At 71.9% G+C, this 14,938-nt stretch carries 14 protein-coding genes and 1 riboswitch; of the genes, 8 read left to right on the top strand and 6 right to left on the bottom strand.

Annotated features, from left to right (window positions below):
• Positions 1 to 13 precede the first annotated feature (13 nt).
• Positions 14 to 856, top strand: a complete 843-nt coding sequence (gene rsmA, locus BMY97_RS04180; RefSeq protein ID WP_091612541.1) for a 16S rRNA (adenine(1518)-N(6)/adenine(1519)-N(6))-dimethyltransferase RsmA — start codon at positions 14 to 16, stop codon at positions 854 to 856.
• A gap of 17 nt (positions 857 to 873) precedes the next feature.
• Here the strand turns inward: rsmA and BMY97_RS04175 are convergent, their stop codons facing one another.
• A complete protein-coding gene (locus BMY97_RS04175; protein ID WP_091612538.1) occupies positions 874 to 1,461 on the bottom strand; it encodes a TetR/AcrR family transcriptional regulator in 588 nt (195 codons plus the stop codon).
• A gap of 60 nt (positions 1,462 to 1,521) precedes the next feature.
• Here BMY97_RS04175 and BMY97_RS46835 point away from each other — a divergent pair, with 60 nt between their 5' ends.
• The 5 genes from BMY97_RS46835 (at position 1,522) to BMY97_RS04155 (ending at position 7,935) form a co-directional block, all read left to right on the top strand.
• Positions 1,522 to 1,662: a hypothetical protein gene (locus BMY97_RS46835; protein WP_177231165.1), complete on the top strand. Its 141-nt coding sequence runs from the start codon at positions 1,522 to 1,524 to the stop codon at positions 1,660 to 1,662.
• 189 nt (positions 1,663 to 1,851) lie between these two features.
• Positions 1,852 to 1,958: riboswitch (SAM riboswitch) on the top strand.
• 198 nt (positions 1,959 to 2,156) lie between these two features.
• On the top strand, positions 2,157 to 3,170 hold the full coding sequence (locus tag BMY97_RS04170; RefSeq protein WP_091612972.1) for a methionine ABC transporter ATP-binding protein: 1,014 nt from the start codon (positions 2,157 to 2,159) through the stop codon (positions 3,168 to 3,170).
• A 217-nt stretch (positions 3,171 to 3,387) separates the two neighbouring features.
• Positions 3,388 to 4,347, top strand: a complete 960-nt coding sequence (locus BMY97_RS04165) for a 4-(cytidine 5'-diphospho)-2-C-methyl-D-erythritol kinase (protein WP_177231183.1) — start codon at positions 3,388 to 3,390, stop codon at positions 4,345 to 4,347.
• A 34-nt stretch (positions 4,348 to 4,381) separates the two neighbouring features.
• Entirely contained in the window at positions 4,382 to 6,157 is a 1,776-nt protein-coding gene (locus tag BMY97_RS04160) for an ABC-F family ATP-binding cassette domain-containing protein (protein ID WP_091612533.1), read from the top strand.
• 89 nt (positions 6,158 to 6,246) lie between these two features.
• A complete protein-coding gene (locus BMY97_RS04155) occupies positions 6,247 to 7,935 on the top strand; it encodes a fatty acyl-AMP ligase (RefSeq protein ID WP_091612531.1) in 1,689 nt (562 codons plus the stop codon).
• 286 nt (positions 7,936 to 8,221) lie between these two features.
• On the opposite strand, the gene BMY97_RS04150 is transcribed toward BMY97_RS04155, so the two are convergent.
• The 3 genes from BMY97_RS04150 to BMY97_RS04140 form a co-directional block, all read right to left on the bottom strand.
• The gene (locus BMY97_RS04150) at positions 8,222 to 8,584 is read right to left on the bottom strand and encodes a DivIVA domain-containing protein (protein ID WP_091612528.1); all 363 of its coding nucleotides are present in this window, start codon (positions 8,582 to 8,584) and stop codon (positions 8,222 to 8,224) included.
• Between the two features lie 181 nt (positions 8,585 to 8,765).
• Positions 8,766 to 9,359 (bottom strand): aminoacyl-tRNA hydrolase, encoded by a 594-nt coding sequence (gene pth, locus BMY97_RS04145; RefSeq protein ID WP_091612526.1) that lies wholly within the window; start codon positions 9,357 to 9,359, stop codon positions 8,766 to 8,768.
• 10 nt (positions 9,360 to 9,369) lie between these two features.
• Positions 9,370 to 9,972, bottom strand: coding sequence for a 50S ribosomal protein L25/general stress protein Ctc (locus tag BMY97_RS04140; RefSeq protein WP_091612969.1), 603 nt, complete (start codon positions 9,970 to 9,972; stop codon positions 9,370 to 9,372).
• A 332-nt stretch (positions 9,973 to 10,304) separates the two neighbouring features.
• On the opposite strand from BMY97_RS04140, the gene BMY97_RS04135 reads away from it, so the two are divergent.
• Both BMY97_RS04135 and BMY97_RS04130 read left to right on the top strand, forming a co-directional pair.
• A complete protein-coding gene (locus tag BMY97_RS04135; RefSeq protein WP_177231164.1) occupies positions 10,305 to 11,432 on the top strand; it encodes a hypothetical protein in 1,128 nt (375 codons plus the stop codon).
• Between the two features lie 103 nt (positions 11,433 to 11,535).
• Positions 11,536 to 12,180: an NAD(P)-dependent oxidoreductase gene (locus tag BMY97_RS04130; RefSeq protein WP_091612520.1), complete on the top strand. Its 645-nt coding sequence runs from the start codon at positions 11,536 to 11,538 to the stop codon at positions 12,178 to 12,180.
• Positions 12,181 to 12,240: 60 nt separating this feature from the next.
• Here BMY97_RS04130 and BMY97_RS04125 read toward each other — a convergent pair whose 3' ends face one another.
• On the bottom strand, positions 12,241 to 13,107 hold the full coding sequence (locus BMY97_RS04125; RefSeq protein ID WP_245787127.1) for an esterase/lipase family protein: 867 nt from the start codon (positions 13,105 to 13,107) through the stop codon (positions 12,241 to 12,243).
• A gap of 47 nt (positions 13,108 to 13,154) precedes the next feature.
• Entirely contained in the window at positions 13,155 to 14,897 is a 1,743-nt protein-coding gene (locus tag BMY97_RS04120; RefSeq protein WP_091612514.1) for an AMP-dependent synthetase/ligase, read from the bottom strand.
• Positions 14,898 to 14,938: the final 41 nt, after the last annotated feature.

The following is a 14,938-nucleotide window of genomic DNA, read 5'->3' as shown; positions in this document are numbered from 1 at the left end:
GTAGGCTCTCCCGGTGGTTGAACTGCTGGGGCCTGCCGAGATCCGCGGGATGGCGGCCGAGCTCGACGTCCGCCCGACGAAGAAGCTCGGGCAGAACTTCGTGCACGACCCCAACACGGTTCGCCGCATCGTCGAACTGGCCGGGGTGGGCGCGGGCGATGTCGTCCTCGAAGTCGGGCCCGGGCTCGGCTCGCTGACCCTGGGGCTGCTGGCTTCGGGCGCGGACGTCGTCGCCGTCGAAATCGATCCCGTGCTGGCCGAGCGCCTGCCGCGGACGGCGGCGGAGCGGGCCCCCGAAGCGGCCGAACGCCTTTCCGTGTTCGGCGCGGACGCCTTGCGCGTGCGGGCCGCCGATCTGCCGGCCGCGCCCGTGTCGCTGGTCGCGAACCTGCCGTACAACGTCGCGGTGCCCGTGGTGCTGCACCTGCTGGCCGAGCTGCCCTCGCTGCGGCGGGGGCTGGTGATGGTCCAGACCGAGGTGGCCGACCGGATGGCCGCGGGCCCCGGCAGCCGCATCTACGGCGTGCCGAGCGTGAAGCTCGCCTGGTACGGCCCGGCCCGCAAGGTGGCCGCCGTGCCCCGCAACGTCTTCTGGCCGGTCCCGAACGTCGACTCGGCGCTGGTCTCCTTCGAACGGGCCGAGACGCCGGTGACCGACGTCGACCGCAAGACCCTGTTCGACCTCGTGGACGCCGCGTTCTCCCAGCGCCGCAAGACTTTGCGGGCCGCGCTGGCGGGCTGGGCCGGGTCCGCCGACCGCGCGGGCGAGCTGCTCACCGCCGCGGGCATCGACCCGCGGACCCGCGGTGAGCAGCTGGACGTGCACGACTTCGCGCGGCTGGCCGCACAGGTCTGAACCACGCCGGACGGCGGTCAGGCGGTGCCGAACAGCCGGTCGAGGTGGTAGTCGAGGGTCGCGACGACCTCGTCGGGCCGGTAGCGGTCGTGCAGCACGTCCAGCCCCAGCCCGGTGATGCCGGAGACGAGCAGGTTCGCCTCGTGCCAGGGGTCCGCGCCGGGCACGAGTGACGCCGCCGACAGCAGGCCGGCCACCAGGTCTTCGATCGGCGTGCCCTCGCCGAGGAAAACCTTCGCCAGCTCGGGATCGCTGTGCGTGCGGCTGAAGTACGCGATGTGCACGCGCAGGGACTGCGCGCGCTCCTCGTCCAGCGGCAGCAGTTCCGTGAGCACCGAGCGCAGGACGCCGCGCGGGCTCTGCTCCGGCAGCTCCGCGATGCGGGCCTGCGCTCGTGACTCGCCCTGCTCGTGGAGGTAGCGCAGGGCCAGGACGAGCAGGTTGTGCTTCGTCTCGAAGTAGTACTGCACCAGCCGCAGCGAGACGCCGGCCTCGGCGGCCACCTCGCGCATGCTCACCGACTCGAGGCCGCGGGCGGCGGCGATCCGCCAGACCGCTTCGGCGATCTGACGCCGGCGCTGGTCGTGGTCCACCCGCTTGGCCATCGTGCTCCTCGATTGTGTGGTACGAGTGTATCTGATACGTCTGTATCACCAGGAAGGGACATGAACGAGGGCTGGTACCGGCTGTGGGAGGTGATCGTCGGCGCGGTGGGCATCCGCGCCGGCGTGATCGCCGTGGCGTTCGCGCTGCTCGTGGTGCTCGACGAGCGGCGTAAGAAGGCGCCGCCCATGAAGGGTTCCTGACCGTCCACAGGGGAATTGCCCGGCGGCCCGGCTATCGGAGCGCGGCCGGTCGTGTCAAGCGGCCCGACCGGTGAACCGTCCTCACGTTCCGCGATGCAGGACGGAGTGTTCCGGTATCCGGGCGCCACCACTCGTGTGATCTGCACCAACGCGCTTGCGTTCACCCAATGGGATCGGCTTTACTCGGTATGTCCATCCCGAGCGACTGAGAGACCTGGCTCGCCGAAGTCGCAGCAACCACCCTCCGCAGGGCAGGTGCTACCGCCAGGACCGATGGAGGCTGTTTCCGATGAAGAGGGAACCCCGACCGCTCCTGCTCACCAAGCGGCGCGTAGTCGACGAAGGTCGCCGCACGGTATGTGCGTGTCGACGCTCCATGGTCATCGCCTGATCCTCTCTTCCGCTTCTTCTTGAGCGCCGTCCTCTTCGGACGGTTTATCGGTGACGCCCGGCGCGCCCGTGAACGGTGCTGCGCCCCCTGCTTGGAGCCCTTCGTGATCACTGTCGAAAACGTGTCCAAATCCTTTCCCCTCAACGGAAATCCGGTCGCCGCGCTGCGTGACGTGAGCGTCGACGTGCAGGCCGGCTCCCTCTTCGGCGTGGTCGGCCCGGCCGGCTCGGGCAAGTCGACCCTCGCCCGCTGCATCGCGCTGCAGGAGCGCCCCGACCGCGGCGTCGTGCGGCTCGACGGCCTCAACACCGGCACCCTCGACGGCCGCCGGCTGCGCGAGGTCCGCCGCCAGCTCGGCATCGTCGGCACCAAGCCGGAGCTGCTGGCCGAGCGCACCGTGGCCGGCAACATCGCGACCCCGCTGGAGCAGCTGGGCGTCGACGGCCCGCAGCGCCGCAGCCGCGTCGGCTCGCTGCTCGACCTGGCCGGGCTGACCGCGCGGGCCGCCCAGCACCCGGGTGAGCTGACCGACGGCCAGCTGCGCCGGGTCGCCGTGGCCAAGGCGCTCGCGGCCGGACCGGCCGTGCTGCTCGCCGACGACCCGACCGCGGGCATCGCCCCGGAGGAGGCCGGCGCCGTGCTGGCGGTGCTCGACCGGGCGCGCGCCGAGCTGGGTGTCACGGTGCTGGTGACCACGCAGGACGCGGGCGTCGTCCGCCGGGTCTGCGACGACGTCGCGGTGCTGGAGGAAGGCGCCATCGTCGAGCGCGGCACGGTGCTCGACCTGATCGCGTCGCCGGGCAGCTGGACCGCGCAGGCGGTGCTGCCCGCGATCGAGACCACCCGGGCGCAGACCGCGAAGTACGACCGCTCGGCCGACGTCGTGCTGATCGGCTTCGCCTCCGTGGGCGCGCTCCTGCCCGAGGCGGCCGGCCGGTTCGACGTCGAGCTCGCCACCATCGGCGGCGGCCTGACCCGCATCGGCGACACCCCGATCGGCCGCTTCCGCCTCGGCGTCCGTGGCGAGCGGGCCGACGCCGCGCTGGCCTGGATCGCCGACCGCGGCGCCCACGTGACCCACACCGCGCGCGGCCCGCAGAGCGTCGTCGCCGCCTGATCGATTCGCTCGGAAAGGCCGTCCCGGAGCAGTTTTGCGGGGCGGCCTTTCCCGTGTCCGGGGTTCCGGGACGGCTGTCCGAAATCCGGGTACGGGTGTCCGGCCGGGGAGGGGTTGCCGAACGCGGCAGCCCGTGCGCGGAAGGTCGGCGGCGCCCCGAGTTTCTCCTGGTGGCCAGCCGATCGGCCCGGCCACGTAGGCTGACTGGGTGCTCGCAGTGGTTCCTCCCCCAGTCACCGTCCGGGTCCCGGCCAAGGTCAATCTGCACCTGGCGGTCGGCGACCCGCGCGCGGACGGTTTCCATGAGCTGGTCACCGTGTTCCAGGCGCTCTCGCTGACGGACGAGGTCACCGTCGCGGCCACCGACGAGCCCGGGCTCGAGGTCTACGGCGAGGGGGAGGGCACGGTGCCCACCGACGCCACGAACCTCGCCTGGCGGGCGGCGCGGGAGCTGGCCGCGTACGCCGGCCGTCCGGACGACGACGATCCGAAGGTGCGCATCGTGCTGCGCAAGGGGATCCCGGTCGCGGGCGGCATGGCCGGCGGCAGCGCGGATGCGGCGGCGACGCTCGTGGGCCTCGCGTCGCTGTGGAAGCTCGACATCACCCGCGACGAGCTGGCCGCGATCGCCGGTAAGCTGGGCAGCGACGTGCCTTTCGCGCTGTACGGCGGCACGGCGCTCGGTACCGGGCGCGGCGAGCAGCTCGTGCCGGTGCTGTCTCGGCACACGTTCCACTGGGTGCTCGCGTTCGACCACAAGGGCCTCTCCACGCCGAAGGTGTTCGGCGAGCTCGACCGGCTGCGCGCCGAGGGCAAGCCGCCGCGCGTCGGCGCGCACACGCCCGTGGTCGAGGCGCTCGCTTCCGGTGACCCGCGGCAGCTCGCGCTGCTGCTGGGCAACGACCTCCAGGCCGCGGCCGTCTCGCTGCGGCCGGGCCTGCGGCGCACCCTGCGCGCGGGCGTGAACGCGGGAGCGCTGGCCGGCTGTGTTTCCGGCTCGGGCCCGACGTGTGCCTTCCTCTGCGTCGACGCGCAGGCGGCCGTTGAGGTGGCCGCCGAGCTGTCCGGCGCCGGGGTGTGCCGCACGGTGCGCGTCGCGCACGGGCCGGTGCCCGGCGCGCGGGTGGTCGGCGGCGACGACGCGCCGCGCAGCACGCCGCCGCGCGTGCACGCCTGATCTTCATTGAACTGTCCACTGTGGAAGGGATCGGATGGCCAACCTGGTCAACCTGGAGTCGGTGAGCAAGTCCTACGGGGTGAAGCCGCTGCTGGACAAGGTTTCCCTCGGCGTCGCCGAAGGACAGCGCATCGGCGTGGTCGGCCTCAACGGCGGTGGCAAGACCACCCTGCTGGAGGTCCTCTCGGGACTGAGTGAACCGGACGACGGGCGCGTGAGCCACGTGCGCGGGCTGCGGATGGCCGTGGTCACCCAGCGCACCGAGCTGCCCGAGGGCAGCACGGTCGGCGATGTCGTGCTGGCCCGCTACGGCGCCGAGCACGAATGGGCCGCCGACGCCCGCGTCCGGTCCATTGTGGATGGTCTCGGGATCACCGCGATCGGGCTGGACAAGGCGACTGCCACGCTTTCCGGTGGAGAGCGCCGTCGCGTCGCGCTCGCCGCCGCGCTGACCGGCGAGCTGGACCTGGTGGTGCTCGACGAGCCCACCAACCACCTGGACGTCGAGGGGGTCCGCTGGCTGGCGGATCACCTGCTCGCCCGCCGGACCGCCGTGGTGGTCGTGACCCACGACCGGTGGTTCCTGGACACGGTCGCGAGCGTCACCTGGGAGGTCGCGAACGGCCGCGTCGAGCAGTACGAAGGCGGTTACGCGGACTGGATCTTCGCGCGTGCCGAGCGGGCGCGGCTGTCCGCGACCGCCGAGGAGAAGCGGCAGAACCTGGCGCGCAAGGAGTTGGCGTGGCTGCGCCGCGGCCCGCAGGCCCGCTCGTCGAAGCCGCGGTACCGCGTCGAGGCCGCCGAGGCGCTGATCGCCGACGTGCCGCCGTTGCGGGACACCGTCGAGCTGCACGCGTTCGCGAAGCGGCGGCTCGGCAAGACGGTGCTGGAGCTGGAGGACGTGACCGTCGGCGTCGGCGGCCGGACCCTGCTCGACCACGTCACCTGGCGGATCGGCCCCGGTGACCGGATCGGCCTGGTCGGCGTGAACGGCTCCGGCAAGACCACCCTGCTCAAACTGCTCGGCGGGGAGATCGAATCCTCGACCGGGCACCGGAAACAGGGCAAGACCGTCGCGCTCGCGCACCTGCGCCAGGAGCTGGACGACCTGCCGAAGGACCTCCGGGTGCTGCAGGCGATCGAGCAGGTCGCCGGGCGCGTGGTGTTCGGCAAGCAGGAGATGACCGCTTCGCAGCTCGGCGAGAAGCTGGGCTTCCCGCAGGCCCGCCAGTGGACGCCGGTCGGCGACCTGTCCGGCGGCGAGCGGCGCCGGCTCCAGCTGTGCCGGCTGCTGATGGCCGAGCCGAACGTGCTGCTGCTCGACGAGCCGACGAACGACCTGGACATCGACACCCTGCAGCAGCTGGAAGACCTGCTCGACGGCTGGCCCGGCACGATGGTCGTCGTCTCGCACGACCGGTACCTGGTCGAGCGCGTCTGCGACACCACGGTCGCCCTCTTCGGCGACGGCGAGGTGACCGACCTGCCCGGCGGCATCGAGGAGTACCTCAAGCGGCGCCTGAAGATCCGTGACGCCGCCCCGCGCCGTGAGTCCGTCGAGGCCGCCCCGGCGAAGGCCGAGGCCAAGCGCGACGCGGCGGAGGTGCGGGCCGCGCGCAAGGAGCTCGGCCGGCTGGAGCGCAAGCTCGACCAGCTCTCCTCGCGCGAGGAGAAGATCCACGTGGCGCTCGCCGAAGCGGCCACGGACCCGGCGAAGCTGATCGAGCTGAACACCGAGCTGAAGACGCTGCAGGCGGAGAAGGACGACGTCGAGGCGCGCTGGCTGGAGACCTCCGAGGCGGCCGAATAGCCGCCCGTCGAGCCGGGTGCACCGAGCCGAACAGCGCTGTTCAGGCCACGGGCGGCGGGCGTTGACAACCAGACAGTAATCTGACGCCCATGAGTCGGTTCGTGGACACGCTCGTCGGTACGGCGGCAGGGCGGGGTCAGCAGCGGGGCATGGTCACCGGGGAGCCCAAGGAGCCGGTGCGCAGGACGTGGGCCGAGGTCCACGACGAGGCGCTACGGGTCGCCGGGGCCTTGGTGGCAGGCGGGCTGACGCCGGGGAGCGCGGTCGCGGTGCTGGCCGCCGCGCCTTCGCTGATCGCGCCCACCGTGCAGGCCGTCTGGCTCGCCGGGGGCAGCGTGACGATGCTGCACCAGCCCACCCAGCGCACGGACCTCGCCGAATGGGCGGACGACACGGTCAAGGTGCTGGGCATGATCGGCGCGGAGCTGGTGGTGCTCGGCGAGCCGTTCGACGCGCTCGCGCCGGTGCTCGCGGAGAAGGGCATCGGCTACCGGCTGATCACCGAGCTGCGTGACGGCGAGCCGCTGGCCGAGGTCGTGCCCACCGCCGAGGGCGACACCGCGCTGCTGCAGCTCACCAGTGGGTCGACCGCCGAGCCGAAGGCCGTGCGGATCACGTACGGGAACCTCTACACCAACGTCAAGGCGATGGTGGAGCGCGCGGAGTTCGACTTCGACACCGACGTGATGGTGTCCTGGCTGCCGACCTTCCACGACATGGGCATGGTCGGCTTCCTGACCGTGCCGATGACGTTCGGCGTCGAGCTGGTCAAGATCACGCCGGTGGAGTTTCTGTCCGGGCCGCTGATCTGGCCGGAGCTGATCACGAAGTACCGCGGCACCACCACGGCGGCGCCGAACTTCGCGTACGCCATCGTCGGCCGCCGCATGGCGCGGGTGGACGACGAGAGCGCCTACGACCTGTCCACGCTGCGCATCGCGCTGAACGGCGCGGAGCCGATCGACGAGACCGCCGTGCAGACGTTCGTCGAGGCCGGCGCCCGGTTCAAGATGCCGGCCGAGTGCGTGTTCCCGGCGTACGGCATGGCGGAGGCGACCCTGGCCGTCTCGTTCGCGCCGCTGTTCACCGGGCTCACGCTGGACGTGGTGGAAGCCGAAGCGCTGGAGGCCGGTAACCGCGCGGTGCCGGTGCCCGAGGGCGACCCGCGGCGCGGGACCGACTCGGTGCGCTCGTTCGCGATGCTCGGACGCCCGCTCGACGGCCTCGAGGCGGAGATCGTCGACGACCAGGGCCACCGGCTCGGCGACCGGGAGGTCGGCGAGATCCGGCTGCGCGGCGAGGCCGTGACGCCGGGCTACCTGACCGTCGACGGCCCGGTCGACACCCAGGACGCCGACGGCTGGCTCGACACCGGCGACCTCGGTTACCTGGTGAACGGCCAGATCGTCATCTGCGGGCGGCGCAAGGACGTGATCATCATGGGCGGCCGCAACCTCTACCCGACCGACATCGAGCGCGCGGCCACCTCGGTGGAGGGCGTGCGCGCGGGCAACGCCGTGGCCGTGCGCATCGACGCCGGCAGCCGTCGCGAGCGTTTCGCCGTGGTGGTGGAGTCCAAGCTGGCCGGTGACGCCGACGCCGAGCGGGCACTGTCCAAAGAGGTCGCGGCCCGGGTGCGCGACGCGGTCGACATGCGGCCGTTCGCCGTGGTCGTGCTGCCGGCCGGCAGCCTGCCGAAAACGCCTTCGGGCAAGGTCAAGCGCGCCGCCACGGCCGTCCAGTACGCCGAGAAGATCTCGCACGACGCGAACTCCTGACCCACGCGAAAAGCCCCCGCCCGCGACGAGGATGGAGTCGCGGGAGGGGGCTTTTCGCTGTCGGGGCTGGGAGTCCGGAGGGTGGGAGAACAACTGCGCCGCGGGGGAACGGCGCCGGGTTCCGGTGCGGAGGGGACTTTCGCGCCTCGTCCCGGCTCGGATCGCTGGGCCGTTCAAGAAGAACGGCACGGCGGCCCGGGCTCGAAAGCGGGCGGCCGCGGGGTACGGCGGTCCGGGTCTGATGGCGGGCGCGGGGGGACGGCGTCCCCCCCGGCACCGCCTCGGGTTACCGGTCCTGGAGGTGTTCGGCCGCTTCCCCGGCCGGGCGTGGGGCGCGCTGGGCGGTGGCCTCGTGCTCGTCGCGGGCGCCCGGGACACCCGGGGCGCGCCGTCCGGAGAGGTCGGCCAGCTGGTCCTCGACCTCGTCGAGGAACTGGTCCACCTCACGCTCGTCGTAGCCGCGCTTGCCGATCAGCGGCTTGTTGAACATCACGTGGTGGACTTCCGCGGCGGTCAGGTCGTCCTCTTCGGCGATCGTCTTGGCGATGCGCCGCACGTACTCGTCGACCTCGTTCTTCGCGTATCCGCGGCGGCCGATCGGGGCGTTACCGAAAGCGACCTCGGCGAGGTCCTCGGCGGTGAACGACATGAAAGATTCTCCGATTCAAGGTCGGTGTGCGAACTCCCGCCCTCCGTCCTAACCGGTCATCGGGGCACCCGGAAGGGAAAGCACCCCGGGTCGACTCGATCAGGGAAGCAGAAGCCGCCCATCGAGTGAGGAGATATCGCGTTACGTCACCGACCATCACTCACTGAGAGCAACGGAGTGGTCAGCCCGCGTGGAACTCGTTCTGCGCGTCCGTGAGGCCCTTGGCGACCAGTGCCTCGGTGGCGTCGGCGCAGCGGTCGACCTCGAACGGGAGCTCCTTGCGCTCCACCGTCGAGAAGTCCTTCAGCACGAAGTCGGCCGGGTCCTGGCGGCCCGGCGGGCGGCCGATGCCGAACCGCACGCGGTAGTAGTCACGCGTGCCGAGCGACTTGGTGATGGAGCGGAGGCCGTTGTGGCCGTTGTCGCCGCCGCCGAGCTTGAGCTTCAGCGCGCCGAACGGCACGTCCAGCTCGTCGTGCACCACGACGACCCCGGACGGCGGGACCTTGAAGAACCGGGCGGCGCCGACCACGGGCCCGCCGGACAGGTTCATGAACGAGCGGGGCTTAACCAGCACCACGCGACGGCCGGAAAGCCGTCCCTCGAGCACCTCGGCGCCGCTCTTGTGGGCCTTGAACTTGCCGCCGATGCGCGCGGCCAGCTCGTCGAGCACCATGAAGCCGACGTTGTGCCGGTTGCCGGCGTACTGGGGCCCGGGATTGCCGAGGCCGGCGAGCACGATCAGCTCGCCGGCCCCGGGCAGGTCTTCACTCACGGAAGTGAGCTTATTCGGCGGCCTCGGTGGCGGCGGCGTCGCCTTCGGCGGCGTCCTCGTCCTCGGTCGACTCACGCTGCTCGTTGACGGCCACGACCAGCGCCTCGGGGTCGGTGACCAGCTCCGCGCCCGCGGGCAGGGTGAGCTGCCCGGCGCTGATCTGGACGCCGGCCTCGATCCCCTCGACGGAGACCTCGACCTGCTCCGGGATGTGCAGGGCCTCGACCTCGACCTGGATGGTGTCGAGGTCCTGGGCGACCAGGGTGCCCGGGGCGGCGGTGCCGGTGACGACGACGGGCACGTCCACGGTGATCTTCTCGCCGCGCTTGACGACCAGCAGGTCGACGTGCTCGATGTAGTTCTTCAGCGGGTGCACGACGATGGTCTTCGTCAGCGCCAGCTCGTCGGAGCCCTCGAGGTCGAGGGTGATGACGGCGTTGCTGCCGTTCTCGCGGACCACGCGGGCGAACTCGAGGGCCGGCAGCGCGAAGTGCCGCGGGTCCGAGCCGTGCCCGTACAGGACCGCGGGGATCTTGCCGGCACGACGGGTGCGCCGCGCGGCACCCTTGCCGAACTCGGTGCGCGGCTCGACGGAAAGACGTACCTCGGACACGGTGTAGCACTCCTTCAAATCACGATGCGGTGCAGCAGTGGCGGCGGGGATCGTCGATCTCTGCTCGGGGCGGTTGCGTACGGCGGCGAGTACCGGGCGTGAGGGGTCCACGGGGGCTTCTCAAACCGCCGCGTCGATCACGCTGGGCACCGAATGGTGCACCCGCCTCGCCGAGACAACTCGAGAAGTGTAGACCAGCCTGGGCCGGTGCGGTGACGACGGGGGCGCCCGCGCGCGCCGACCTTGGGCCGGGCGGTGGGTGACGACACAATAAAGGTGCTCCCGGCACCGGTCGCGGGGATGAGATGATCCCGGCGGAAAGAGGGGCGGGAATGCGGGCTCGATGGACCGCCGTGGCGGTCGTGCTGATGGGCGGGCTGCTCGCGGGCTGCCAGGTCGCGGTGTCCGGTTCGGCCGGGGTTTCGGCCGCCGACCAGCAGAAAGCCGACCGGCTCGCGGCGCAGAAGACCGCCGTCGCCGCGGCGCTCGACGCGCTGCGGCAGGCACCGGCGCTGCAGTACGACACCACGGTCAAGGACGCCTCCGGCAAGCCCGCGGACCTGACCTTCCGGGTCACGCGCGACGGCGACGGGATCGGCACGCTGCCGTTCGAGGGCCAGGCCGTGCAGATCGTGCAGGTCGGCGGCGAGCTGTACGTCTCCGCGAACGCGGACTACTGGAAGGCGCACGGGCTGGAGGACAGCAGTGCCCGGTTCGGCACCGGCTGGGTGCACACCGTCGGCACCGAGCTGCCCGTGGACCCGGGGGCGAAGCTCGCGCCGGGCAAGCTCGCGGACGAGCTGGGCAAGTCGCTGGCCACGCTGAACCAGACGGCCGAGCCGGTGCGGCAGAAGCAGCCCGACGGCACGGAGGCGTACCAGCTCGGCGGCGGCCTCGGCACCCTCCAGGTGACCGCCGCGCAGCCGAACCGCGTGGTGGGCTTCGCGCCGGCGCTGATCGACCCGCAGGGCGGGGCGAAGCTCGGCGCCGGGTTCCAGGTCCGCCCGATCGCCGGTGACGAGCTGAAGAAGTTCCACACCGACTTCGACAACGCCGTGGGCGGGCTGGGCCAGCCGTTCGAGGGACTCGCGCAGGCCAGCGTCGCGGTGCTGAACGACAAGCTCGACTGCAAGGACTTCGTCGGCTCCTGCACCACCTCGGTGGACGTCTCGACCAGCGTGGTGGGCGGCGACTCGGACCCGAAGCCGGTGGTGCACGTGACGCTGACCGTCGAGATGAGCGCCGACGCGCTCGGCTCGCAGACCTGCACCACCCAGGGCGACGCGGCGGCGGACGCGACGATCACGATGTCCTGCTCGGTCAAGTTCTCGCTGCCGAACCGCACGGCCAGCTACCAGGTGCTGGCCAAGCCGACGGCCGTCGCCGAGGTCCGGGTGCCGTTCGACGCGAACGCCGTGAAGCAGAAGCTGGCGACGTCCTTCGCCGCGCTCGGCGGCTGACCTGCACGCCTACCCGCGGGTGCGTTGGTTTCGTTGAAGTAGCCGATCACCCGTCCTTACCATCGGCGCCGTCAAGCACGGAGTCCTTGGGTGAGGAGCGGTCATGAGCAAGCTGGTGGTGTTCGGCGCGACGGGGTACGCCGGCGGCCGGATCACGGAGGAGGCGCTGCGGCGCGGCCATTCGGTGGTCGGCGTCGCGCGTAAGGCTGAAGGCCTGCCGGACGGCGTCGAGGCGCGCGCGGGTTCGATGCACGACGCCGGCTTCGTCACGGACGTGACCCGCGGCGCCGACGTGATCGTGGTCGCGACGCCGGGTCGCGCGGATGACGAGGGCCGTCGCCTGCTGGACGCCGTGCCGACGCTGGTGGACGCGGCCCGCGCGGCCGGCGCGCGCCTGTCGTTCGTCGGCGGGGCGGGCTCGCTGCACGTCGCCGAGGGCGGCCCGCGGCTGATCGACACCCCGGAATTCCCGGACGAGTACAAGGCGGAGGCGGGCAGCCACGCCGACGTCCTCGCGGCCCTGCGCGCGCTGCCCGAGGGTGACGACTGGTTCTACGTCAGCCCGGCCGCCGAGTTCGGCGCCTGGAACGCCGGCGAGCGCACCGGCGAGTTCCGCCTGGGCGGCGACGTCCTGCTGTCGGACGAGGACGGCCACTCGAGGATCAGCGGCGCGGACTACGCGATCGCCTTCGTCGACGAGATCGACGAGCCGAAGCACCCGCGGGCACGATTCACCGTCGCCTACTGACCGACTCGTGAGTGTTCGTGACGGTTCCCACCGGCAGGAACACTCACGAGTCCTGACCGGTCAGCCCGGGGAGCCCACCACACAGAGGAACTTCGTGGCGTGCGCGGGGTCGAGCGCGTTGGTGACCAGGTTCCAGACGTTGAGGTCGTAGGCCTCGCCGATGTGGCCCACCGGGTCGAACGGGCAGGTGTCCTGGACGTACTGGTTGTCCACGCCCGGCTCGCGGACGAACGCGGTGTCGGTGGGCGTGACCAGCTCGTCGGCCCGCGAAGTGAGGACCGTGTAGCGCACGCCGGGCTGGGCGATCGGTCCGTTGTCCAGCGTGGTGACCGCGGCGCCGTCGGTGATCAGGTTGTCGCAGGCCGGGCAGCCGAGCGTGGACAGCGCCTGGCCGACGGCGTCACGCTCGCCCTGGCCCAGCAGGTACGCGAGCTTGGTCAGCCCGCCGAAGGTGGTGCCGTGGGTGGGCGGCGCGATGGCCACCACGGTGCCGATCTTGTCCGCGATGCCCTGGGTCTTGGTCACGTAGAGGGACTGGAAGCCGCCCTCGGAATGCCCGACGATGTCCACTTTGGACGCACCGGTCTCGGCCAGCACCCGGCCGATGAACGCCTTGATCTCGGCCGCGGAGTCGGCGATCGGGCGCAGCCCGCCGACCACGGGGAAGCCCGGGTAGGCGCCGTAGGTCTGGCTGAACGTGCAGTAGCCCTTGGCCGCGACGGCCGACTGCATGAAGTTCAGGTCCTCGTAGTAGGTGGCGCCCAGCCCGTGGAGGAAGACCACGGGGTGGGGGTGCGCGGCGCTCGGCCGGCAGGACGGGTCGTTGTCGCCGCCGGTCGCCGCCTGCGCCGGGGCGGCGGTGAACGCCGCCGTCACGAGCGCCGCGGCGGCCAGCACAGCCGCTTTGGTCCGCAATCGCATCCTCATCGAGAAGCTTCCTTCCTCAGGGGCTCACCGGCGGCGTTGCCGGTGGATCAGGTGGCCCGTCGCGGGGCGGGGTAAAGCGTTTCGACCAGTTCGGCGTGGCGGCGGGCGACGACGTCGCGCCGGATCTTGAGGGTCGGGGTCAGCTCGCCGGCGGCCACCGAGAACGGGGCCGGCACGATCGCGAAGTCCCGGATCCGCTCGGGCGGAGAATAGCGGGCGTTGACGGCTTCGACCTCTCGGGCGATGAGCGCGCGCAGGCGCTCGTCGCCGGACCAGCCTTCGGCGGCGGGGTCGACGCCGGTCTCGGAGGTCAGCTCGGGCAGCCGGTCCTGGTCGAGGGCGAGCAGCGCGACCGGGTACGGGCGGCGGTCGCCGAGCAGCACGGCCTCGGCGATCCACGGCGTCCGGCGCAGGTCGGTTTCGATCGCGGCGGGGGACAGGTTCTTGCCCGCCGAGGTGATCACGATGTCCTTCTTGCGCCCGGTGATGGTGAGGAACCCGTCGGCGTCGAGCGAGCCGAGGTCACCGGTGCGCAGCCAACCGTCCACAACGGACTCCGCGGTCGCGGCGGGGTTGTTCCAGTAGCCCGCGAAGACGCCCGCCGAGCGGCCCAGCACCTCGCCGTCTTCGGCGATCGCCAGCTCCACGCCGGGTGCCGCGCGCCCGACGGTGCCGACGCGCCAGGCATCCGGCGTGTTCGAGGTGAGCACGGCGGTCGACTCGGTCATCCCGTACGCCTCGTACACCGGCACTCCGCAGGCGAAGAAGAACTCGAGGATCTCCGGGGCGATCGGGGCCGACCCGGTGATCGCGTGGCCGAGCCGCCCGCCGAACGCGGCGCGGACGCGGCCGAACAGCTGCTCTTCCGCGTCGGCGAACCGGCGGGCCTCCGCCTCGTCCAGCTGCTCGCCGCGACGCGCGCGCAGACCCAGCTCGACCGTCGGCCCGAGGTCCGGGGCCAGGCCGCTGACCACCGAGTAGATCTTCTCGAACAGCATCGGCGCCGACGGCAGGTAGGTCGGCGCGACCTCGGCCAGCTCGCCGGCCACGGCGCGGATGTCGCCGCCGGAGTACGCGATCGTGGCGCCGGTGCGCAGGCAGTAGACCTGCAGCATCCGGGTCAGCAGGTGGGCCAGCGGGAGGTAGGCGAACAGCACGTCGCCCGGGGCGGCTTCGCTGATTTCGCGCAGGGCCCCGATCACCGAGGCGACGTTGTGGTGGGTGAGCACGCAGCCCTTGGGCTCGCCGGTGGTGCCGGAGGTGCCGGAGGTGTAGACGATGGTGAACGGGTCGTCCGGCGCGGGTTCGGGCACCGGTCCGAGGTCGGCCGCGCCGGTGCCGGAATTGATCACCTCGGTGAGCGGACTGCCAGTGGCGTCGATGCCCAGCACCAGCTCCAGCGCGGGCAGCTCGTCGCGCAGCGCTTCGATGTCGGCCAGGTGCCCATCGGTTTCCACGAGCACAGCGGTGGCGCCGGAGTCGTGCAGGATCCAGCGAATCTGGCCGCGGGAGCCGGTGGGGTAAACCGGCACGCAGATCGCGCCGAGCCGGGCGATCGCGAGGTCGCAGACTGTCCACTCAGGACGGGTCCGGCAGAGCAGCGCCACCCGGTCGCCTCGCCGTACACCGCCTTCGCGCAGCAGCCCGGCCACTCGGCTCGTCGCGTGGTCCAGCTCGGTGAAGGTGCGCTCCCGCCAGCCGCCGCGCTCCGGGAAGCGCTGGGCGACCGCCTCGCCGAACGCGGCCGCCGCTTCGGCGGCGAGACCGCACAGGCCACGCTCGGTTGACATTGGATACCTCCGGGTATTGGATACTTGAAGGTATGGAGTTG

Source organism: Amycolatopsis saalfeldensis, from assembly GCF_900110575.1.
In the GTDB taxonomy this organism is placed as follows: Bacteria; Actinomycetota; Actinomycetes; order Mycobacteriales; family Pseudonocardiaceae; genus Amycolatopsis; species Amycolatopsis saalfeldensis.
This window is presented reverse-complemented; position numbering and strand designations above follow the sequence as displayed.

What these genes read in the sequence shown, in the direction of transcription:
- BMY97_RS04125 (WP_245787127.1), bottom strand. Translation starts at nt 13,107, where the DNA reads ATGAGGATGCGATTGCGGACCAAAGCGGCTGTGCTGGCCGCCGCGGCG.
- BMY97_RS04155 (WP_091612531.1), top strand. Translation starts at nt 6,247, where the DNA reads ATGAGTCGGTTCGTGGACACGCTCGTCGGTACGGCGGCAGGGCGGGGT.
- BMY97_RS04150 (WP_091612528.1), bottom strand. Translation starts at nt 8,584, where the DNA reads ATGTCGTTCACCGCCGAGGACCTCGCCGAGGTCGCTTTCGGTAACGCC.
- BMY97_RS46835 (WP_177231165.1), top strand. Translation starts at nt 1,522, where the DNA reads ATGAACGAGGGCTGGTACCGGCTGTGGGAGGTGATCGTCGGCGCGGTG.
- BMY97_RS04135 (WP_177231164.1), top strand. Translation starts at nt 10,305, where the DNA reads ATGCGGGCTCGATGGACCGCCGTGGCGGTCGTGCTGATGGGCGGGCTG.
- BMY97_RS04130 (WP_091612520.1), top strand. Translation starts at nt 11,536, where the DNA reads ATGAGCAAGCTGGTGGTGTTCGGCGCGACGGGGTACGCCGGCGGCCGG.
- BMY97_RS04120 (WP_091612514.1), bottom strand. Translation starts at nt 14,897, where the DNA reads ATGTCAACCGAGCGTGGCCTGTGCGGTCTCGCCGCCGAAGCGGCGGCC.
- BMY97_RS04175 (WP_091612538.1), bottom strand. Translation starts at nt 1,461, where the DNA reads ATGGCCAAGCGGGTGGACCACGACCAGCGCCGGCGTCAGATCGCCGAA.
- BMY97_RS04160 (WP_091612533.1), top strand. Translation starts at nt 4,382, where the DNA reads ATGGCCAACCTGGTCAACCTGGAGTCGGTGAGCAAGTCCTACGGGGTG.